Below are 20,997 nucleotides of genomic sequence, written 5' to 3'. Positions count from 1 at the left end.
TGTACCCGATGCCCGACCCCGCCCCGCGCTCCGAGCCCGACGACCTCGTCTACCGGCACGCCCCCGGTACCCGCATCACCTACCTCGCCCGGCAGCGGGGCACCGACGCCACCGCATGGCTGCGGCTCGCGCTGCACCTGCCCGGTTTCCTGCTCGCCCTCGCCGTGGTGGTGATGGGATCGCTCGCGCTGGAGCTCTGGCTGGGGCTGCCCGCCTGGATACCGGTCACGCTCTGGATCGGCTCGGGCGTGCTGGTCTTCCACCGGCCCACCGAGCAGCACATCGCCCGCCATCTGCTGCGGCTGCACCGGCCACTCCCCCAGGAGTCGGCCGCCCTCGCCCCGGTGTGGCGGGAGGTCACCGCCCGCGCGGGCGTCGACGGAAGCCGCTACCAGCTGTGGATCGAAGACAGCGACGGCCTCAACGCACTCGCAGCCGCCGGGCACATCGTCGGGGTCACCCGTCACGCCCTGGAGCGGCTGCCCCGCTCACAGCTGGCGGCCGTACTGGCGCACGAGCTGGGCCACCACACACGTGGCCACGCCTGGGCCGGGCTGCTCGGCCAGTGGTACGGGCTCCCGGCCCGGGCCCTGTGGCGGATGCTGACCCGCCTGCGGCTCAAGGGCGCCCGGGCCCTGTCCCCCATGGCCGCCCTCACGCTCGCAGCTGTGGTCGGCTACCTCGCGTACCGCACCCTTGCGGCCACCTACGGCCTTCCTCTGCTCCTGCTCGCCCTGCCCTACCTGACCGCCGCGGTCGGCCGCCGCGCCGAGCTGCGGGCCGACGCACACGCGGCGCGGCTGGGCTTCGCGCCGATGCTGGCCGCGCTCCTGCGCGAGGTCCTGGCCGAGGAGGAAGGCGCGGTCCTGGAGAAGGACCGGCTGATCGACCGGCTGTTGTCCAGCCACCCCGATCACCGGACCCGGCTGCATCACCTCCGGCCCTATCTGGACGGATCGCACCGATGAAACGCCGCAGGGCGCCCACCCTTTCGGGTGAGCGCCCTGCGGTTACTGCCTACTGCCTACTGCTCTGCTGCGACTCAGCCGTTGTACGGGCCGTAGTCGTAGTCCTCCAGCGGGACGGCCTGGCCGGAGCCGGTGCCGAAGGGCGAGTAGTCGATGTCGTCGTAGCCGACGGCCGAGTACATCGCGGCCTTGGCTTCCTCGGTGGGCTCGACCCGGATGTTGCGGTAGCGGGACAGACCCGTACCGGCCGGGATGAGCTTACCGATGATGACGTTCTCCTTGAGGCCGATGAGGCTGTCGGACTTGGCGTTGATCGCCGCATCCGTCAGGACTCGGGTCGTCTCCTGGAAGGAGGCGGCCGACAGCCAGGATTCCGTCGCCAGCGAGGCCTTGGTGATACCCATCAGCTGCGGACGGCCGGAGGCGGGGTGACCGCCCTCGGTGACCACACGACGGTTCTCGGTCTCGAACTTCGACCGCTCGACCAGCTCGCCCGGAAGCAGCTCCGCGTCGCCGGACTCGATGATCGTCACGCGGCGCAGCATCTGCCGGATGATGATCTCGATGTGCTTGTCGTGGATCGACACGCCCTGCGAGTTGTAGACCTTCTGGACTTCGCCGACCAGGTGGACCTGGACCGCGCGCTGACCGAGGATGCGCAGCACGTCGTGCGGGTTGGTGGCACCCGCGGTGAGCTTCTGGCCCACCTCGACGTGGTCACCTTCGTGCACGAGGACCTTGGCGCGCTTGGAGATCGGGAACGCCGTCTCCTCGGCACCGTCGTCCGGCGTGATGACGATCTTCTTGGTCTTCTCGGTCTCCTCGATCCGCACGCGGCCGGCGGCCTCGGAGATCGGGGCGACACCCTTCGGGGTACGGGCCTCGAAGAGCTCGACGACACGCGGCAGACCCTGCGTGATGTCGTCACCGGCCACACCACCGGTGTGGAAGGTACGCATCGTCAGCTGGGTACCGGGCTCACCGATGGACTGGGCGGCGATGATGCCGACCGCCTCACCGATGTCGACCAGCTTGCCGGTGGCGAGCGAGCGTCCGTAGCAGAAGGCACAGGTGCCGACCGCGGACTCACAGGTCAGGACCGAGCGGGTCTTGACCTCCTCGACGCCGTTGGCGACCAGGGCGTCGATCAGGACGTCACCGAGGTCGACGTTCGCCGGCGCGATGACCTTGCCGTCGATGACGACGTCCTCGGCCAGCATGCGGGCGTAGATCGAGGTCTCGACGTCGTCGGCCTTGCGCAGGACACCGGTCTCGTCCCGAACGGCGATCTTGAGCTTCAGACCGCGCTCGGTACCGCAGTCCTCCTCGCGGATGATGACGTCCTGCGAGACGTCCACCAGACGACGGGTGAGGTAACCCGAGTCGGCGGTACGCAGGGCGGTGTCCGCCAGACCCTTACGGGCACCGTGCGTGGAGATGAAGTACTCCAGAACGGTGAGGCCCTCACGGAACGAGGCCTTGATGGGACGCGGGATGGTCTCGTTCTTCGCGTTCGACACCAGACCACGCATACCGGCGATCTGTCGCATCTGCATCATGTTTCCTCGGGCACCCGAGTCAACCATCATGAAGATGGGGTTCGTCTTGGGGAAGTTCGCGTTCATCGCCTCGGCAACCTCGTTGGTCGCCTTGGTCCAGATCGCGATGAGCTCCTGCGTGCGCTCGTCCTTGGTGATCAGGCCGCGCTCGTACTGCTTCTGGACCTTCTCGTCCATGTCTTCGTAGCCCTTGACGATGGCCTTCTTGGCCTCGGGCACGACGACGTCGGAGATGGCCACGGTGACGCCCGAACGGGTCGCCCAGTGGAAGCCCGCCGCCTTCAGGTTGTCGAGCGTCGCCGCCACGATGACCTTGGGGTAGCGCTCGGCCAGGTCGTTGACGATCTCGGAGAGCTGCTTCTTGCCCACCGAGTAGTCGACGAACGGGTAGTCCTCGGGCAGCAGCTCGTTGAAGAGCGCGCGGCCCAGGGAGGTGCGCAGACGGAAGCTGTCGCCCGGCTGGAACTCCTGCTCGCCCTCTTCGGCGACCGGCGGCACCCAGCCACGCGGCGGGATGGTGCCCACCGGGAAGCGGATGTCGACGGACGACTGCAGAGCCAGCTCGCCACCGTCGAACGCCATGGTCGCCTCGGCCGTGGAGCCGAACGCGCGGCCCTCGCCCTTGGTGTCACGGAGCTCGCCGTCGGTGGTGAGGAAGAACAGACCCAGCACCATGTCCTGGGTCGGCATGGTGACGGGACGACCGTCGGCCGGCTTCAGGATGTTGTTCGAGGACAGCATCAGGATGCGGGCCTCGGCCTGCGCCTCTGCCGACAGCGGCAGGTGCACGGCCATCTGGTCACCGTCGAAGTCCGCGTTGAACGCGGTGCAGACGAGCGGGTGGATCTGGATGGCCTTGCCTTCGACCAGCTGGGGCTCGAAGGCCTGGATGCCGAGGCGGTGCAGCGTGGGCGCACGGTTCAGGAGAACCGGGTGCTCGGCGATGACCTCTTCGAGCACGTCGTACACGACCGTGCGGCCGCGCTCGACCATGCGCTTCGCCGACTTGATGTTCTGCGCGTGGTTCAGGTCGACCAGGCGCTTCATCACGAACGGCTTGAAGAGCTCCAGCGCCATGGCCTTGGGCAGACCGCACTGGTGCAGCTTCAGCTGCGGGCCGACGACGATCACGGAGCGCGCGGAGTAGTCCACGCGCTTGCCGAGGAGGTTCTGACGGAATCGACCCTGCTTGCCCTTGAGCATGTCGCTCAGGGACTTCAGCGGGCGGTTACCGGGACCGGTCACCGGACGGCCACGACGGCCGTTGTCGAACAGCGCGTCGACGGCCTCCTGAAGCATGCGCTTCTCGTTGTTCACGATGATCTCGGGGGCACCGAGGTCGAGGAGACGCTTCAGACGGTTGTTGCGGTTGATCACGCGGCGGTACAGGTCGTTCAGGTCGGAGGTCGCGAAGCGGCCACCGTCCAGCTGCACCATCGGACGCAGGTCCGGCGGGATCACCGGCACGCAGTCCAGAACCATGCCCTTGGGGCTGTTGCTGGTCTGCAGGAACGCGGAGACGACCTTGAGGCGCTTGAGCGCACGGGTCTTCTTCTGGCCCTTGCCGGAACGGATGATCTCGCGGAGGCGCTCGGCCTCTTCCTCGAGGTCGAAGGACTCCAGGCGCTTCTGCAGCGCCGCGGCACCCATCGAACCGTCGAAGTACGTGCCGAAGCGGTCACGCAGCTCGCGGTAGAGCAGCTCGTCGCCCTCGAGGTCCTGGACCTTGAGGTTCTTGAAGCGCGACCAGACCTCGTCCAGACGGTCGATCTCGCGCTGCGCACGGTCGCGCAGCTGCTTCATCTCGCGCTCGGCACCTTCGCGCACCTTGCGGCGTACGTCGGCCTTCGCGCCCTCGGCCTCGAGCTCGGCCAGGTCGGTCTCGAGCTTCTTCGCGCGGCCTTCGAGGTCCGCGTCGCGGCGGTTCTCGATCTGCTGGCGCTCGACGGAGACGTGGGCCTCCAGCGACGGGAGGTCGCGGGTGCGGCGCTCGTCGTCCACGAACGTGATCATGTACGCGGCGAAGTAGATGACCTTCTCGAGGTCCTTCGGCGCGAGGTCCAGCAGGTAGCCAAGACGCGACGGAACGCCCTTGAAGTACCAGATGTGGGTGACGGGAGCGGCAAGCTCGATGTGGCCCATGCGCTCACGACGCACCTTGGCGCGCGTGACTTCGACGCCACAACGCTCACAAATGATGCCCTTGAAGCGGACACGCTTGTACTTGCCGCAGTAGCACTCCCAGTCCCGGGTCGGACCGAAGATCTTCTCGCAGAAGAGTCCGTCCTTCTCGGGCTTGAGCGTGCGGTAGTTGATGGTCTCCGGCTTCTTGACCTCGCCGTGGGACCAGGTTCGGATGTCGTCCGCGGTGGCAAGGCCGATCCGCAGCTCGTCGAAGAAGTTGACGTCGAGCACTGTGCGTCAATCCCTCTTTCGGGGTCGAGTCTCAATCATGGTCTGAACGGTCCCGGGGATGACGGGGGGCTCTTGAGCGAGCCCCCCGTCAGGCCCGTCAGACCTCTTCGACGCTGCTCGGCTCACGCCGGGACAGGTCGATACCGAGCTCCTCCGCCGCGCGGAAGACGTCCTCGTCGGTGTCGCGCATCTCGATGGACATGCCGTCCGAGGACAGCACCTCCACGTTGAGGCAGAGCGACTGCATTTCCTTGATGAGCACCTTGAAGGACTCGGGAATGCCCGGCTCGGGGATGTTCTCGCCCTTGACGATGGCCTCGTAGACCTTCACGCGGCCGGTGACGTCATCGGACTTGATGGTCAGCAGCTCCTGGAGGGCGTAAGCGGCGCCATAAGCTTCGAGCGCCCACACCTCCATCTCACCGAAGCGCTGACCACCGAACTGCGCCTTACCACCCAGCGGCTGCTGCGTGATCATCGAGTACGGACCGGTCGAACGGGCGTGGAGCTTGTCGTCGACCAGGTGGTGGAGCTTGAGGATGTACATGTAGCCGATCGAGACCGGCTCCGGGAACGGCTCGCCGGAGCGGCCGTCGAACAGCCGGGCCTTGCCGGAAGGCAGGACCAGGCGGTCACCGTCGCGGTTCGGCAGCGTGTGCTCGAACAGGCCGGTGAGCTCGTCCTCGCGGGCGCCGTCGAAGACCGGGGTGGCGACGTTGGTGCCGGGGGCGACCTTGTCGGCGCCGATGGCCTTGAGCCGCTCCGCCCACTCCTCGCCGAGGCCGGAGACGTCCCAGCCGCGGCTGGCGAGCCAGCCGAGGTGGATCTCCAGGACCTGTCCCGGGTTCATTCGGGACGGGACACCCAGCGGGTTCAGGATGATGTCGACCGGGGTGCCGTCCTCAAGGAAGGGCATGTCCTCGATCGGGAGGATCTTCGAGATGACGCCCTTGTTGCCGTGACGGCCGGCGAGCTTGTCACCATCGGTGATCTTGCGCTTCTGGGCGACGTAGACGCGGACCAGCTGGTTCACGCCCGGGGGAAGCTCGTCGCCCTCTTCGCGGTCGAAGACGCGGACGCCGATGACCTTTCCGATCTCACCGTGAGGAACCTTGAGCGAGGTGTCACGCACCTCGCGGGCCTTCTCACCGAAGATCGCGCGGAGCAGACGCTCTTCCGGGGTCAGCTCGGTCTCACCCTTGGGCGTGACCTTGCCGACCAGGATGTCGCCCGCGACGACGTCCGCACCGATGCGGATGATGCCGCGCTCGTCGAGGTCCGCGAGGACCTCCTCGGAGACGTTCGGGATGTCCCGGGTGATCTCCTCGGGGCCCAGCTTGGTGTCACGGGCGTCGACCTCGTGCTCCTCGATGTGGATCGAAGAGAGGACGTCGTCCTGCACGAGGCGCTGCGACAGGATGATCGCGTCCTCGTAGTTGTGACCTTCCCAGGGCATGAACGCGACGAGCAGGTTCTTGCCGAGGGCCATTTCGCCCTCTTCGGTCGCAGGACCGTCGGCGAGGACCTGAGCCTCGATGATGCGGTCACCCTCGTTGACGATGACCTTCTGGTTGACCGAGGTGCCCTGGTTCGAGCGGGAGAACTTCGCGACGCGGTACGTGGTGTACGTACCGTCGTCGTTCGCGACGGTGATGTAGTCGGCCGAGACCTCCTGGACGACACCGTCCTTCTCCGCACGGATCGAGTCACCGGCGTCGACCGCACAGCGGTACTCCATGCCGGTGCCGACCAGCGGCGCTTCCGCCTTGATGAGCGGAACGGCCTGGCGCATCATGTTCGCGCCCATGAGGGCGCGGTTGGCGTCGTCGTGCTCGAGGAAGGGGATCATCGCGGTCGCGACGGACACCATCTGGCGCGGGGAGACGTCCATGTAGTCGACGTCGTCGCCGGCGATGTAGTCGATCTCGCCACCACGACGGCGAACCAGCACGCGGTTCTCGGTGAAGCGCATCTCGTCGTTCAGGCCGGCGTTGGCCTGGGCGATGACGAAGCGGTCTTCCTCGTCGGCGGTCAGGTAGTCGACGTCGTCCGTGACGACACCCTCGATGACCTTGCGGTACGGGGTCTCGACGAAACCGAACGCGTTGACGCGGCCGTAGGACGCGAGCGAACCGATCAGACCGATGTTCGGGCCTTCAGGGGTTTCGATCGGGCACATGCGGCCGTAGTGCGACGGGTGAACGTCTCGGACCTCGAAGCCGGCCCGCTCACGGGACAGACCACCCGGACCGAGCGCCGACAGACGGCGCTTGTGGGTGAGACCCGACAGCGGGTTGTTCTGGTCCATGAACTGCGACAGCTGGCTGGTGCCGAAGAACTCCTTGATGGAGGCGACGACCGGCCGGATGTTGATCAGGGTCTGCGGCGTGATCGCCTCGACGTCCTGCGTGGTCATGCGCTCACGCACGACGCGCTCCATACGAGCCAGACCCGTGCGGACCTGGTTCTGGATGAGCTCGCCGACGTTGCGCAGACGACGGTTGCCGAAGTGGTCGATGTCGTCGGTCTCGACGACGATCGGACGGCCCGACTCGCCCACCGTCTCGGTCTCGCCGGCGTGCAGCTTGACCAGGTAACGGATGGTGGCGATGACGTCGTCCGTCGTCAGCACACCGGCGTCAAGAGGCTCGTCGGCGCCGAGCTTCTTGTTGACCTTGTAGCGGCCGACCTTCGCGAGGTCGTAGCGCTTCGGGTTGAAGTAGAGGTTCTCGAGCAGCGTCTGCGCGGCCTCACGGGTCGGCGGTTCGCCCGGACGCAGCTTGCGGTAGATGTCGAGCAGCGCGTCGTCCTGACCCTGGGTGTGGTCCTTCTCCAGGGTGGCGCGCATGGACTCGTACTGGCCGAACTCCTCCAGGATCTGCTCGGTGGTCCAACCGAGAGCCTTCAGGAGAACGGTGACGGACTGCTTGCGCTTGCGGTCGATGCGGACACCGACCATGTCGCGCTTGTCGACCTCCATCTCCAGCCAGGCACCCCGGGACGGGATGATCTTGGCGGAGAAGATGTCCTTGTCGGACGTCTTGTCGATGGAGGAGTCGAAGTAGACACCGGGGGAACGGACGAGCTGCGACACGACGACACGCTCGGTGCCGTTGATGACGAAGGTGCCCTTGTTGGTCATGAGCGGGAAATCGCCCATGAAGACCGTCTGGGACTTGATCTCGCCGGTCTCGTTATTGGTGAACTCGGCCGTGACGAACAGCGGCGCCGCGAACGTGAAGTCGCGGTCCTTGCACTCGTCGACAGAGTTCTTCGCGGGTTCGAAACGGTGGTCGCGGAAGGTCAGCGACATCGACCCGGAGAAGTCCTCGATCGGCGAGATCTCCTCGAAGATCTCTTCCAGACCGGACTTGGTGGGGACGTCCTGTCCGCTCTCCAAAGCCGACTCGACGCGAGACTTCCAGGCGGCGTTACCGAGCAGCCAGTCAAAGCTCTCGGTCTGCAGCGCCAGGAGGTTCGGAACCTCGAGAGGCTCCTTGATCTTTGCAAAGGAGATGCGCAGCGGGGCGGTGCTGGCACCGTTGTTCGTATTGGTCGAGGCGTTGCGCGAGGCGGCCAAGAGGGGGTCCTTCCGAGGGCTCGGACTCACTACGCGCGTACCGGTCCCAGCTGACACAGAAGAAGAACGTCCCCTATCCGGCTCTAAGAACCAGGTCAGGGTGATCTGTCAGGTGTGCTCTAGCGTGGGTATGCCCCTGGCGACGGGCAGGGGGCAGCTAACAGGCAGCGCAAAGGGTCAGTGTAGCCACTTGGCTCACTGATGTCCAGACCAGCTTTCTGGAGTCCGGCAACAGGCCTTCCCCTTGTTGGTAACGCTGCGGCCCTCGCACACAGAGCGCGTATCAGTACTGCCCTCTTTGTAATCGATCCATGCCTCGGGATCCGGATCGACTAGCCCATGCTGGCAACGGCTCTGAGAATTGCGCGCCGCGTGCCGTTCGTCAAGGCCCCCTGCTCCGTGCGGATCATCACCGGGGCCGCCCGCGGAGCAACGAAGATCACCCTACTCCCCAACGAGAGCAGGGCAAATCAGGCACTGCGGATACGCCGAAGGGCGACCACCCTTACGGGTGATCGCCCTTCGCAGAGGCCCTGTGAGGGCCTCAGAGGTGTTACTTGACCTCGACCGAGGCGCCAGCGGCCTTGAGGGACTCGGCAGCCTTCTCGGCGGCCTCCTTGGCGACCTTCTCGAGGACCGGCTTCGGGGTGCCGTCGACGAGGTCCTTGGCCTCCTTCAGGCCCAGGGAGGTCAGCTCACGCACGACCTTGATGACCTGGATCTTCTTCTCGCCGGCGCCGGTGAGGATGACGTCGAACTCGTCCTGCTCCTCGACGGCCTCGGTGGCGACGGGGGCGCCCGGACCGGCAACGGCGACGGCCGCGGCGGCGGTGACGTCGAACTTGTCCTCGAACGCCTTCACGAACTCGGAGAGCTCGATGAGGGTCATCTCCTCGAACTGGGCGAGGAGGTCGTCCTGAGAGAGCTTCGCCATGATGGGCGATCCTTCCACTAAATCGGCAGGTGCCGGATGTATATAGAGGCGGGCGTAACGGCCCGCTTTGACCCGCGCACTAGGCGGCGCGGATCAGTGCGCGAGCCGAATTACTCGGCACCGCCCTGCTCGGCGAGCTTGACGCGAAGCGCTTCCGCAGTGCGGACGAACTTCGACGGCAGCGCCTGGAAGAGCGAGGCAGCCTGAGACTGCTTGCCCTTGAACGCGCCGGCCAGCTTGCTGAGCAGAACCTCGCGGGACTCGAGGTCCGCGAGCTTCTTGATCTCATCAGCGGTGAGCGCCTTACCATCAAGGACACCCGCCTTGATGATGAGGTTCGGGTTTTCCTTGGCGAAGTCACGCAGGCTCTTCGCCGACTCCACCGGGTCACCGGTGATGAAGGCGACCGCGGTGGGACCAGCGAAGTGCTCGTCCAGCGCGGTGATCCCGGCCTGGTTGGCCGCAATCTTGGTCAGCGTGTTCTTCACCACGGCGTACTGGGCGTTCTCACCGAGGGAACGACGCAGCGTCTTGAGCTGCGCCACGGTGAGACCCCGGTACTCGGTCAGCACGGCGGCGTTCGAGTCGCGGAACTGGTCCGTGAGCTCGGCTACCGCGGCAGCCTTGTTGGGCGTCGGCATAGTGCGTCGGCCTCCTTCCGGGTGATGAGGACCGCTCAGAAGGGGCTAAAACGAAAACGCCCCGGCGCAAGCGCTCGGGGCGTAGCTCAACCGGGACGAGTCCCGGGAACTTTCCACTGAACACCTGCGCAGGTCGTTCGCAGCTAGCGAATCCTTCGGCCGCCGTCCTCTTGCGAGCACGGCAACGACCAGCGGTCTTTGGCTTCTCCGGAAGCGTACGCGAACACCCCGGCCCGGAGCAAATCGCCCCCCGGGGCCCCTCGCACGCCCCTCCGGGCCGCTGGGAGCCCCGCTGCGGCCCCGGACCCCCACGGTGGCCCGACGGGCCGCCGGGGAACGGAAACGGGCCCCGCGCCTCCCGTGAGGGAGGTGCGGGGCCCGCTCAGGTACTGCCGGTGAGCCCGGGGGCCCGTCCGGATCAGACCGCGGCCGGGTCTTCCTCGACGAGGAGGTTCCGGGTGCGGTTCTGGTCCAGGATGATGCCGGGGCCCATCGTGGTGCTCAGGGCGGCCTTCTTGATGTAGCGGCCCTTCGCGGCGGACGGCTTCAGACGAAGGATCTCGTCCAGGGCCGCGCCGTAGTTCTCGACCAGCTGCTCATCGGTGAAGGAGACCTTGCCGATGATGAAGTGCAGGTTCGAGTGCTTGTCGACGCGGAACTCGATCTTGCCACCCTTGATCTCGGTGACAGCCTTGGCGACGTCCATCGTGACGGTGCCGGTCTTCGGGTTCGGCATGAGGCCACGGGGACCGAGCACGCGGCCGAGGCGGCCGACCTTGCCCATGAGGTCCGGGGTGGCCACAACGGCGTCGAACTCGTTGAGGCGGTTGCCCTTCGCGATCTCGTCGATCAGCTCGTCGTTGCCGACAATGTCGGCGCCGGCGGCTTCCGCGGCCGCTGCACGGTCACCGGTCGCGAAGACCAGGACCCGGGCGGTCTTGCCGGTGCCGTGCGGGAGGTTCACGGTGCCACGGACCATCTGGTCGGCCTTGCGCGGGTCGACACCCAGGCGGAAGGCGACCTCGACGGTGCTGTCGAACTTGGTCGCGGAGGTCTCCTTGGCGAGACGGACGGCCTCGAGCGGGGCGTAGAGCTTGTCCCGGTCGACCTTGGCGTCCGCAGCGCGGAGAGTCTTGCTGCGCTTCACTTCTGCTCCTGTTTGCAGATTCACCATGCGGCTTCCGCCGCCTGGCAGGGTGTGGAGTCGTGGTGCGGACCAGCGCTGGTCCTACCACTGGGGGCGTGCGAGGGGCTGGATCAGCCCTCGACCGTGATACCCATCGAACGGGCGGTGCCGGCGATGATCTTCTCGGCGGCGGCCAGGTCGTTGGCGTTCAGGTCGGGCATCTTCAGCGTGGCGATCTCGCGGACCTGGGCGCCGGTGAGCTTGGCGACCTTGGTCTTGTGCGGCTCGCCCGAGCCCTTCTCCACACCCGCGTGCTTGAGGATGAGGCGCGCGGCCGGGGGGGTCTTCGTCACGAAGGTGAAGGAGCGGTCGTCGTAGACCGTGATCTCCACCGGCACGACCATGCCACGCTGCGACTCGGTCGCGGCGTTGTAGGCCTTGCAGAACTCCATGATGTTGACGCCGTGCTGACCGAGCGCGGGGCCGACCGGCGGCGCCGGGTTGGCCGCACCGGCCTTGATCTGGAGCTTGATGAGCCCCGTGATCTTCTTCTTCTTGGGAGGCATTGCTCTCTCCGGGTCCTGTGAGAGTTTTTCGCCGCCAACCGGTCATCCGGATGGAGGCATACCGCACCACGATAACGGGTATCAGGGCGGGGCTGAAAACCCAGCAGGTCAGACCACCCTTTTCGGGGCGATCTGACCTGGCTGGAAGCGTGTGTCAGAAGATCTGGATCAGTTCTTCTGGATCTGGTCGAAGCTCAGCTCGACCGGGGTCTCGCGGCCGAAGATCTCAACGAGACCCTTGACCTTCTTCGAGTCCGGGTTGATCTCGTTGATGGTCGCCTGGAGCGTGGCGAACGGGCCGTCGGTGACGGTGACCGAGTCGCCGACCTCGAAGTCCAGGACCTCGATGGTGCGCTTGACGGCGGGCGCGGGCAGGCCGGCCTCTTCCGCGGCCAGCTTGGCGGCCTTCTCCTGCGCCTCGGGGGCGAGCATCTTGACGATCTCGTCGAGGGTCAGCGGGTACGGGTCGTAGGCGTTGCCCACGAAGCCGGTGACGCCCGGAGTGTTGCGGACGACGCCCCAGGACTCGTTCGTCAGATCCATGCGGACGAGAACGTAACCGGGCAGCTTGTTCTGCCGGACGTTCTTGCGCTCGCCGTTCTTGATCTGGACGATCTCTTCCTCGGGCACCTCGGCCTGGTAGATGAACTCCTCGACGTTCAGCGAGACGGCGCGCTGCTCCAGGTTCGCCTTCACGCGCTTCTCGTAGCCCGCGTAGGTGTGGATCACGTACCACTCGCCGGGAAGCAGGCGCAGCTCGTCGCGCAGGGCCTGGATCGGGTCGACCGGCTCCGCGGGCTCGACGGGCTCTTCGGCCTCGTCGGTGACCTCGGCGTCGGCGTCCTCGTCCTCGGCCTCGTCGTCGGCTTCGTCGTCGGCCTCATCGGCGTCCGCGTCGTCGGCCTCGTCGGTCTCGGCGTCGTCCTCGTCGGCCGTGTCGGCCTCGTCGGCGTCCTCGACGACGTGCACGGCGGCCTCTTCGGCAGCGGTACCCGCCTCGACGTCGGCGATCTCGGCCTCGTCAGGGTTCGCAGCGTCCGCCGCCTCGACGATGTCGAGCGCGTCCTCGACGGACTCGACGGAGTCGGGGCTCGCGTTCAGGTTCGGGTCAGACACGGTGGCTGCTTCTTCCTGGATACAAAATGGGGTGGAACATGCGAAAACGGGCGACACCCATCAAGGTGCCGCCCCCCGCGGGGATCAGCCGAAGACGAACTTGATGGCCGCGTTGAAGCCGTAGTCAATCACGGTCACCAGACCGATCATGATGACGACGAACACAATCACCACAGTGGTGTAGGTGCTCAGCTGGTTGCGAGTCGGCCAGACGACCTTGCGGAGTTCCGCGACGATCTGCCGGTAGAAGAGCGCGAGACGGCCCAGGGGGCCCTTCTTGCCGCGCTTGCCGCCCTTTCGGGCCTTCTTCTCGCGGGTCTCGTCCTCGGCGTCAGGCATGTCGATGGAGCCCACGGCGTCCGTCACGTCTCTCACCTGAATCCGGGTCATGGCCGTGCCGCGCCCCGGTTGAGCCGCACGGCGGTGCATAGATGTACGTACCTGCGCACACATCCGGCGAAGGAGTGTGGAGCAGGGCCGGAGGGACTCGAACCCCCAACCGCTGGTTTTGGAGACCAGTGCTCTACCAATTGAGCTACGACCCTTTGCGTCCCCCAACCTACCGCATCCGACCGAGTGCACGGAGTGCACGCGTTTGGGGCGGCTGGTGAGGTCCAACGACAGGTGAGCATACGTGGTCCCGGCGCCGACGTCGAACAGAAGCCGCCGGAGCTGCTCCGTCCGGTACCTGAAACGTTGTGCGGCGCCGGTTTGCAGTCTGGGACGATTGGCCGCATGACCTCTGCAACGCCTTCTTCCGAGCGCCGGGTGTCCGCCCGTATCGGCGCCATCTCCGAGTCCGCCACCCTCGCCGTCGACGCCAAGGCCAAGGCCCTCAAGGCCGCGGGCCGTCCGGTGATCGGCTTCGGCGCCGGTGAGCCCGACTTCCCGACCCCCGACTACATCGTCGAGGCGGCGGTCGAGGCCTGCCGCAACCCGAAGTACCACCGCTACACGCCGGCCGGCGGCCTGCCGGAGCTGAAGAAGGCCATCGCGGAGAAGACCCTGCGCGACTCGGGCTACGCCGTCGACCCGGCGCAGATCCTGGTGACCAACGGCGGCAAGCAGGCCATCTACGAGGCCTTCGCCGCCATCCTCGACCCGGGTGACGAGGTCATCGTCCCGGCCCCTTACTGGACCACCTACCCGGAGTCGATCCGCCTCGCGGGCGGTGTCCCGGTGGACGTCGTCGCCGACGAGACCACGGGCTACCGGGTCTCCGTGGAACAGCTGGAAGCGGCGCGCACCGACCGCACGAAGGTCGTCCTCTTCGTCTCCCCGTCCAACCCGACGGGCTCCGTCTACTCCGAGGACGACGCCCGCGCCATCGGCGAGTGGGCCGCCGAGCACGGCCTGTGGGTGCTCACGGACGAGATCTACGAGCACCTGGTCTACGGCGACGCGAAGTTCACCTCGCTGCCCGTGCTGGTGCCCGCGCTCGCCGACCGCTGCATCGTCGTCAACGGCGTGGCCAAGACGTACGCCATGACCGGCTGGCGCGTCGGGTGGGTCGTGGGCCCGAAGGACGTCATCAAGGCCGCGACGAACCTCCAGTCGCACGCCACCTCCAACGTCTCCAACGTGGCGCAGATCGCGGCGCTGACCGCGGTGTCCGGGAACCTGGACGCCGTCGCGGAGATGCGGAAGGCCTTCGACCGCCGCCGCCAGACCATGGTCAAGATGCTGAACGAGATCGACGGCGTCTTCTGCCCGACCCCGGAGGGCGCGTTCTACGCGTACCCCTCGGTCAAGGAGCTGCTCGGCAAGGAGATCCGCGGGCAGCGTCCGCAGACCTCGGTCGAGCTGGCCGCCCTGATCCTCGACGAGGTCGAGGTCGCGGTCGTCCCGGGCGAGGCCTTCGGCACCCCGGGCTACCTGCGCCTGTCGTACGCCCTCGGTGACGAGGACCTGGTGGAGGGCGTGTCCCGGATCCAGAAGCTGCTGGCGGAGGCCAAGGCCTAGGCCTAGAGCGGCCGGCTGCGGGGAAGGGGGGTCCGGGGTTCACTCCGGGCCCCCTTTCCCGTCCCTCCGGGGGCGCCTCAAACGCCGGCGAGGCTGTATGTCCAGCCTCGCCGGGACGGTACCCAGCCTCGCCGGCGTTTGAGGCGCGGGGTCCGGGGCGGAGTCCCGGTTTCGGGAAGGGGCGGGTAGGGGAATTCGCCCCCGCAGGGCCCTCCGCCGCTGGCAGATGCGTTCGGGGGTGGGCCCGATCGGGAAACGGGCTGCCACCAGAGCCATTCATACGGCAGGATCACTGGATGGAGCACGTACGCGATCTCACGCTTCTGCCGAAAGCCCATCTCCACTTGCACTTCACGGGTTCCATGCGCCCGTCGACCCTGCTGGAGCTGGCCGACAAGTACGGCGTGCGGCTGCCCGACGCGCTGACCGGCGGAGAGCCACCCAAGCTGCGGGCCACCGACGAGCGCGGCTGGTTCCGTTTCCAGCGGCTCTACGACGCCGCCCGCTCCTGCCTGCGCGAGCCCGACGACATCCGGCGCCTGGTCCGCGAGGCCGCGGAGGAGGACGTCCGGGACGGCAGCGGCTGGCTGGAGATCCAGGTCGATCCGACCTCCTACGCCCCGCTCCTGGGCGGGATGATCCCGGCCGTCGAGATCATCCTGGACGCGGTGGACGCCGCCTCCCGCGAGACCGGCCTCGGCATGCGCGTGGTCATCGCCGCCAACCGCATGAAGCACCCCCTGGACGCCCGCACCCTGGCCCGCCTCGCCGTGCGCTACGCCGACCGCGGCATCGTCGGCTTCGGGCTCTCCAACGACGAGCGCCGCGGCATGGCCCGCGACTTCGACCGGGCCTTCGCGATCGCCCGTGAGGGTGGCCTGCTCGCCGCCCCGCACGGCGGTGAGCTGAGCGGGCCCTCCTCCGTCCGGGACTGCCTGGACGATCTGCGCGCCGCCCGCATCGGGCACGGCGTACGGGCCGCGGAGGACCCGCGGCTGCTGAAGCGGCTGGCCGACCGCCAGATCACCTGCGAGGTCTGTCCCGCGTCGAACGTGGCGCTGGGGGTCTACGAGCGTCCCGAGGACGTCCCGCTGCGGACCCTCTTCGAGGCCGGGGTGCCGATGGCGCTGGGCGCCGACGACCCGCTGCTCTTCGGCTCCCGGCTGGCGGCGCAGTACGAGATCGCGCGCCGCCACCACGCCTTCACGGACGCGGAGCTGGCCGAGCTGGCCCGCCAGTCGGTCCGCGGTTCGGCCGCGCCCGAGGACGTACAGGCCAAGCTGCTGGCCGGGATCGACCACTGGCTGACCGGCTGAGCGTCAGCGTCATCGTCATCGGGTGAGGCGCAGGTCGCCTTCCCAGCAGTCGGCCCGTACCCGGTCGCCGTCGGCGAAGCCGATCTCCAGGTGGGTGCGCCCGGTCTGCGGGACGGCGAATTCGGCCACCGTCGCGACGGTGTCGCCGAGGTGGCGCAGGAAGGGGTGGTCGCCGAGGTCGTCGCCGACCTCGATGCGACCCCACTCCCCCATGTCGTACGGCTCGTGGGGGCGGGCGGACTCGACGATGAGGCACCAGTCGGAGCCGGTGGTGATCCGGGTCGACTCGCCCTCGCTGTCGAGCAGCCAGACGTCGAGCGGAGCCTCGGAGCGTTCACCCTCGTAGACGTGCCAGGACGCGACGACGCTGCTGATCGCGCGCCCCACGAGCCGGGTGGGGTCGGTACCGGCCCCGTGCAGGGGACAGAGCATGGGCGGCCGGGACTCCTCAGATGCTGACGCCGACCGTCACCGGTTCGTTGACCAGGGTGACGCCGAAGGCCGCGTGGACGCCCGCGACGACCTCGCGGGCCAGGGCGAGCAGGTCCTCGGTGGTGGCCTCACCGCGGTTGGTGAGCGCGAGGGTGTGCTTGGTGGAGATCCGGGCGGGGCCGGTGCCGTAGCCCTTGGTGAAGCCCGCCTTGTCGATCAGCCAGGCCGCGCTGGTCTTCGTCCGTCCGTCGGCGGCCGGGTAGGCGGGCGGGGCGGTGTCGGGGCCGAGCCGGTCGTGGACCCGGGCGAGGAAGGCGGCGTACGCCTCGTCGGTCAGCACCGGGTTGGTGAAGAAGGAGCCGGCCGACCAGGTGTCGTGGTCGGCGGGGTCGAGCACCATGCCCTTGCTCGCGCGCAGCCGCAGGACGGTCTCGCGGGCGGCGGCGGCCGGGACCCGGTCGCCCGCCTCGACCCCGAGGGCGCGGGCGGTCTCGGGGTACTTGATCGGCGCGGAGAGCCCTCCGGCGGCCTCCAGGGCGAAGCGGACGCGCAGGACGACGTAGCGCTCCGGCTGCTCCTTGAAGGTGCTGTGGCGGTACGAGAACGCGCATTCGGCGTTGGAGAGGGTGACCGTCTCGCCGAGCCGGCGGTCGTAGGCGACGACCTCGGTGATGGTGCTGGAGACCTCCTGACCGTACGCCCCGACGTTCTGGACCGGGGTGGCGCCCGCGGAGCCGGGGATTCCGGCGAGGCATTCGATGCCCGCGAGGCCCGCTTCGACGGTGCGGGCGACGGCCTCGCTCCAGTTCTCGCCCGCGGCGAGCTCGAGGGTGGTGCCGTCGAGGGTGAAGCCGGTGGTCGCGATGCGCAGGGCGGTGCCGGCGAAGCCGCGGTCGCCGATGACCAGGTTGCTGCCGCCGCCGATGATCAGGAGCGGCGTACCGCTCTCGTCGGCCGCGCGCACGGCGGTGGTCACCTCGGCGTCGGTGGTCGCGGTGACCAGCCGGGTCGCCGGGCCGCCGAGGCGGAAGGTGGTCAGCGGGGCGAGGGGGGCGTCGTGGAGTTCCTGCACGTGGACAAGAGTACGGTCCGTGCCCCCCTGTCGATGCGGGGCCACGGACCGTACGGGTCGCGCTGTGTCCGGCCGCTCAGCTGCCGGCCTTCTGCTCGGCGAGGCGCCGCTCGGCCTCGGCCCAGCTCACGGGCAGGTCCGCGGCGTCCGCGGTCCAGAAGGTGAAGGCGGACTCCTTCATGTACGCGCTGGCCGCGCGGGAGCTGGTGCGGTGCGGCTCGCTGCGCGCGAAGCGGTAGAGCGCGTCCCGGTCCTCCCAGGCGGAGAGGGTCAGGAAGGTCCGGCTGAAGACCCGGGCGCGCAGGGCCGCGCCGTGGGCTCCGGGGGCCTTGCGGATCTGCAGGACGATGCCGGGGGCCTTGAGCAGGAAGCGGACGGCGCCCATGAGCGTGCCGGTCTCGAAGCGCGAGGCCATGACGTAGACCTCGGTGCCGGGGGCGGGCCGGTCGGGGGTCATCCACGGGATGTCGGGCATGGCGCGCGCTCCTTGGCTCGGGGGCTGGGCTGGGTGCTCGTGCTGTGCGTTTCCGTGCTGTGCGTTCTCGTGCTGTGCGTTTCGTGCTGTGCGTTTCCGTGCCGCGCCTCGGGGGCGGGTCTCAGGTGGCGGAGACCTTGACCCGGTCGGGGGCCGTGGTGGCGGCGGAGCCGGTCACCGGGGCCGCGGTCTGGGCGGCGCGCTGCTTGGCCCGGCCGGGGAGGAGCAGGGCCAGCAGGGCCGCCACGGCGACGGCGCCGGCGCCGATCCACAGGGCGGGGACGGTCCCGTCGGTGAAGGTCTGGGGGGTCTGGTAGCCGCCCTGGGCGGAGAAGACCGAGGCCAGGACCGCGACGCCGAGGGCCCCGCCCAGCTCGCGCAGGGCGCTGTTGGCGCCGGAGGCCTTCCCCTGGTCGGCGGGGACGACGGTGGACATCAGGACGTTGGAGGCGGGGGCGAAGTACAGGGCCATCCCGATGCCGCTGAGGATCAGCGCCGGGAGCTGGGCAGCGTACGACACGTCGGCGCTGAGCACCATGGCGAACCAGGCGAGACCCAGCGCCTGGAAGACGAGGCCCGTGGCGACGACCGGGCGGCCGCCGATCCGGTCGGAGAGGATCCCCGCGATCGGGGCGACGATCATCGGCATTCCGGTCCAGGGCAGCATGCGCAGGCCGGCCTCGGTGGGCGAGTATCCGGCGGCGCCCTGGAGGAACTGGCTCAGCAGGAAGATCGAACCGAACATGCCGAGGAACATCAGCAGGCTGGCCAGGTTGATCCCGAGGAAGCCGCGGTCGCGGAAGAGGCGCATGGGGAGCATCGCGTTCGGGTTGTTCGACCCGTGGTGGATGAACCCGCCGACGAGCGCACCGCCGACGATCAGGCCGGTCAGGACCGGGGCGCTGGTCCAGCCCTCGGAGTTGGCGTTGACCAGGGCGTAGACGATGCCGAAGAGGCCGGCGCTGATGAGCAGGGTGCCGGGGATGTCCAGGCGGGAGTTCGGCGCGGTGGACTCGGCGAGGCGCAGGCGGGCGAGCGGGATCAGGGCGAGGCCGATCGGTACGTTCAGCCAGAAGATCCACTGCCAGGAGATGTGCTCGGTGAGGCTGCCGCCGATGAGCGGGCCGCTGGCGACGGCGAGGCCGGTGACGGCGCCGTAGACGCCGAGGGCCATGCCGCGGCGGGCGGCCGGGACGGCGGCGGTCAGCAGGGTGAGGGTGAGCGGCATCATGACCGCGGCGCCGATGCCCTGGACGGCGCGGGCCGCGATGAGCGCGTCGATGCCGGGCGAGAGGGCGGCCGCGGCGGAGGCGCCGGTGAAGACCGTGAGGCCGGCGATGAAGAGCTTGCGGCGGCCGAAGCGGTCGCCGAGGGCGGAGCCGAACATGAGGAGGACGGCGAAGGTGAGGGTGTAGGCGTTCACCGTCCACTCGAGGTCTTCCAGCGCGCCGCCGAGGTCCGTGCGGATGGCGGGGAGGGCGGTGGTGACGACGAGGTTGTCGAGGGCGGCCATGAAGCTGGCGACGCCGGTGAGGACGAGGGCCCAGACGGCGGGGCCGCGCAGGCGGGTGTCGGTGGTGGTGGCGGGCTGGTCTGTGGCGTTCATGGTTCCCCCTGGAACATCCGGAACGTTAGTTATCAATTACTAACTTTGGTGCCCAAAAAAACACGGCGTACGTGCGGCCGGCGCGCACCCCTCGCGCGCACCACCGCCCGCCTCGCCGTCGGCGGCGCTCGGGGCGCCGCCTCTCGCGCTCACCCCTCGGGGTGGACCGCCGGGCGGTCGCCGGGCGGTTTCACGGGGTGGACGGACGCGTAGCACCCGTCCCAGACCCGGTGGCCGGGCGGGAACCCCATGGCGGTGAGGGTGTTGATCAACATGCCGTAGGCCATGAAGTTCGTGACCTGCTCCGGGTCGTCGCCGAGGGGCGCCTGGACGGTGTCCCACAGCTCCATCCAGCCGCTGCGGACCATCTCGCCGAAGGCCGGTTCCCCGGCGGCCTCCGCGGCGGCGACGGTCACGTAGACCTGGAGCTGCATCTGGAGCTTGTCGGGGTGCTCCGTGATCAGCCGCATGTAGGCGTCGGCCATCGCCTGGAGGGCTTCCTCTCCCTGGAGGCCCTTGGAGCACTCCGCGAAGACGTCCCGCATGTCCTGTACGCAGCGGTCGGCGGCGGCGAGGAAGATGGCCTGCTTGTTGGGGAAGAGGCGGAAGAGGTACGGCTGGGAGACCCCGACGCGCTTGGCGATCGACTCGGTGGAGGTCCCGTAGTACCCGCCGCGGGCGAACTCGTGCGTCGCCGCGCGAATGACGCTCTCGCGTCGCTCGTCTGCGCTCATCCTGACCATGCCCTTAAGTTAGTGGCCAATCACTAACTAAGTCAACCCACAAACGCGGGTGCCGCCCGGAGACCTCAGCGCCGCGGGGTCCGGGCCGGGTCCGCCAGGCGGGCCGGGCCGCGAGGCCCGCGCCTCAAACGCCGGCGGGGCTGGGAGTTCGCCCCAGGCGAGGCACCAAGGCTGGACGGCGCCCAGGCCAAGGCAGCGGCCCCGAGCAGGACCCAGACAAGGCAGGCCCAAGTGCCGGTCCCGGGCCCCCACGGCCCGCGCCTCAAACGCCGGCGGGGCTGGGGGGGCCGAGTCCGGCACCAGAGAACGGGAGCCACCCCGAGCCGGGGCAACACCCCCACCAGACACCAGCCGAGCCGACCCGACTCGACTCGAGGCCATGCGGTACCCGGACAGAGCTCAGGAGCGTCCACGGGCCAAGGCCGGACGGAGCCCCAGAGGGTCGGGCGGAGCCCGGACGGGTCCGCGGGCCGGGCCGGGCGGAGC

The 20,997-nt window shown here is 68.5% G+C and carries 16 protein-coding genes and 1 tRNA gene; 3 read left to right on the top strand and 14 right to left on the bottom strand.

Features of this window, described 5'->3' with window-relative positions:
- The first annotated feature begins 8 nt into the window (after positions 1–8).
- Positions 9–968, top strand: a complete 960-nt coding sequence (locus ABT084_RS19825; RefSeq protein ID WP_351045377.1) for a M48 family metalloprotease — start codon at positions 9–11, stop codon at positions 966–968.
- A 74-nt stretch (positions 969–1,042) separates the two neighbouring features.
- On the opposite strand, the gene ABT084_RS19820 is transcribed toward ABT084_RS19825, so the two are convergent.
- From ABT084_RS19820 to ABT084_RS19780, 9 genes are all read right to left on the bottom strand, one after another.
- A complete protein-coding gene (locus tag ABT084_RS19820; protein ID WP_351045375.1) occupies positions 1,043–4,942 on the bottom strand; it encodes a DNA-directed RNA polymerase subunit beta' in 3,900 nt (1,299 codons plus the stop codon).
- A gap of 97 nt (positions 4,943–5,039) precedes the next feature.
- On the bottom strand, positions 5,040–8,522 hold the full coding sequence (gene rpoB, locus ABT084_RS19815; RefSeq protein ID WP_351045373.1) for a DNA-directed RNA polymerase subunit beta: 3,483 nt from the start codon (positions 8,520–8,522) through the stop codon (positions 5,040–5,042).
- A gap of 553 nt (positions 8,523–9,075) precedes the next feature.
- Positions 9,076–9,456, bottom strand: a complete 381-nt coding sequence (gene rplL, locus ABT084_RS19810) for a 50S ribosomal protein L7/L12 (RefSeq protein WP_351045370.1) — start codon at positions 9,454–9,456, stop codon at positions 9,076–9,078.
- Between the two features lie 110 nt (positions 9,457–9,566).
- Entirely contained in the window at positions 9,567–10,097 is a 531-nt protein-coding gene (gene rplJ / locus ABT084_RS19805; protein ID WP_215023401.1) for a 50S ribosomal protein L10, read from the bottom strand.
- A 418-nt stretch (positions 10,098–10,515) separates the two neighbouring features.
- Positions 10,516–11,244 carry a 50S ribosomal protein L1 gene (gene rplA, locus ABT084_RS19800; protein ID WP_330332007.1) on the bottom strand — a complete coding sequence of 243 codons (729 nt, stop codon included), beginning with the start codon at positions 11,242–11,244 and terminating at the stop codon, positions 10,516–10,518.
- A 110-nt stretch (positions 11,245–11,354) separates the two neighbouring features.
- Positions 11,355–11,789 (bottom strand): 50S ribosomal protein L11, encoded by a 435-nt coding sequence (gene rplK / locus ABT084_RS19795; RefSeq protein ID WP_283452383.1) that lies wholly within the window; start codon positions 11,787–11,789, stop codon positions 11,355–11,357.
- A 168-nt stretch (positions 11,790–11,957) separates the two neighbouring features.
- Positions 11,958–12,905 carry a transcription termination/antitermination protein NusG gene (gene nusG, locus ABT084_RS19790; RefSeq protein WP_351045366.1) on the bottom strand — a complete coding sequence of 316 codons (948 nt, stop codon included), beginning with the start codon at positions 12,903–12,905 and terminating at the stop codon, positions 11,958–11,960.
- An 84-nt stretch (positions 12,906–12,989) separates the two neighbouring features.
- Positions 12,990–13,271 carry a preprotein translocase subunit SecE gene (secE, locus tag ABT084_RS19785; RefSeq protein ID WP_351045363.1) on the bottom strand — a complete coding sequence of 94 codons (282 nt, stop codon included), beginning with the start codon at positions 13,269–13,271 and terminating at the stop codon, positions 12,990–12,992.
- Positions 13,272–13,377: 106 nt separating this feature from the next.
- Positions 13,378–13,450, bottom strand: a tRNA-Trp gene (locus ABT084_RS19780).
- 190 nt (positions 13,451–13,640) lie between these two features.
- Here ABT084_RS19780 and ABT084_RS19775 point away from each other — a divergent pair.
- Together ABT084_RS19775 and ABT084_RS19770 are read left to right on the top strand one after the other, a co-directional pair.
- On the top strand, positions 13,641–14,867 hold the full coding sequence (locus ABT084_RS19775) for a pyridoxal phosphate-dependent aminotransferase (RefSeq protein ID WP_351045360.1): 1,227 nt from the start codon (positions 13,641–13,643) through the stop codon (positions 14,865–14,867).
- Positions 14,868–15,163: 296 nt separating this feature from the next.
- On the top strand, positions 15,164–16,183 hold the full coding sequence (locus tag ABT084_RS19770) for an adenosine deaminase (protein WP_351045357.1): 1,020 nt from the start codon (positions 15,164–15,166) through the stop codon (positions 16,181–16,183).
- Between the two features lie 15 nt (positions 16,184–16,198).
- Here ABT084_RS19770 and ABT084_RS19765 read toward each other — a convergent pair whose 3' ends face one another.
- The 5 genes from ABT084_RS19765 to ABT084_RS19745 all read right to left on the bottom strand — a co-directional run bounded on the left by ABT084_RS19765 (position 16,199) and on the right by ABT084_RS19745 (position 20,511).
- Positions 16,199–16,615 (bottom strand): hypothetical protein, encoded by a 417-nt coding sequence (locus tag ABT084_RS19765; RefSeq protein ID WP_351045355.1) that lies wholly within the window; start codon positions 16,613–16,615, stop codon positions 16,199–16,201.
- Between the two features lie 16 nt (positions 16,616–16,631).
- Positions 16,632–17,687: a UDP-N-acetylmuramate dehydrogenase gene (locus ABT084_RS19760; RefSeq protein ID WP_351045352.1), complete on the bottom strand. Its 1,056-nt coding sequence runs from the start codon at positions 17,685–17,687 to the stop codon at positions 16,632–16,634.
- Between the two features lie 76 nt (positions 17,688–17,763).
- Positions 17,764–18,162 (bottom strand): DUF3291 domain-containing protein, encoded by a 399-nt coding sequence (locus ABT084_RS19755; protein WP_351045350.1) that lies wholly within the window; start codon positions 18,160–18,162, stop codon positions 17,764–17,766.
- A 121-nt stretch (positions 18,163–18,283) separates the two neighbouring features.
- Complete coding sequence (locus ABT084_RS19750) at positions 18,284–19,768, bottom strand: MFS transporter (protein WP_351045347.1); 1,485 nt, start codon at positions 19,766–19,768, stop codon at positions 18,284–18,286.
- 149 nt (positions 19,769–19,917) lie between these two features.
- Positions 19,918–20,511, bottom strand: coding sequence for a TetR/AcrR family transcriptional regulator (locus tag ABT084_RS19745; RefSeq protein ID WP_351045345.1), 594 nt, complete (start codon positions 20,509–20,511; stop codon positions 19,918–19,920).
- Positions 20,512–20,997 lie beyond the last annotated feature (486 nt).

Origin of the sequence: Streptomyces sp. NPDC002138 (genome assembly GCF_040296485.1) — a bacterium.
Taxonomy (GTDB): domain Bacteria; phylum Actinomycetota; class Actinomycetes; order Streptomycetales; family Streptomycetaceae; genus Streptomyces.
This window is presented reverse-complemented; position numbering and strand designations above follow the sequence as displayed.

Coding starts and splice junctions, on each gene's coding strand:
- ABT084_RS19825 (WP_351045377.1), top strand. CDS start 9: ATGCCCGACCCCGCCCCGCGCTCCGAGCCCGACGACCTCGTCTACCGG.
- rplL (WP_351045370.1), bottom strand. CDS start 9,456: ATGGCGAAGCTCTCTCAGGACGACCTCCTCGCCCAGTTCGAGGAGATG.
- rplJ (WP_215023401.1), bottom strand. CDS start 10,097: ATGCCGACGCCCAACAAGGCTGCCGCGGTAGCCGAGCTCACGGACCAG.
- rplK (WP_283452383.1), bottom strand. CDS start 11,789: ATGCCTCCCAAGAAGAAGAAGATCACGGGGCTCATCAAGCTCCAGATC.
- ABT084_RS19775 (WP_351045360.1), top strand. CDS start 13,641: ATGACCTCTGCAACGCCTTCTTCCGAGCGCCGGGTGTCCGCCCGTATC.
- ABT084_RS19770 (WP_351045357.1), top strand. CDS start 15,164: ATGGAGCACGTACGCGATCTCACGCTTCTGCCGAAAGCCCATCTCCAC.
- ABT084_RS19765 (WP_351045355.1), bottom strand. CDS start 16,615: ATGCTCTGTCCCCTGCACGGGGCCGGTACCGACCCCACCCGGCTCGTG.
- ABT084_RS19755 (WP_351045350.1), bottom strand. CDS start 18,162: ATGCCCGACATCCCGTGGATGACCCCCGACCGGCCCGCCCCCGGCACC.
- ABT084_RS19750 (WP_351045347.1), bottom strand. CDS start 19,768: ATGAACGCCACAGACCAGCCCGCCACCACCACCGACACCCGCCTGCGC.
- ABT084_RS19745 (WP_351045345.1), bottom strand. CDS start 20,511: ATGGTCAGGATGAGCGCAGACGAGCGACGCGAGAGCGTCATTCGCGCG.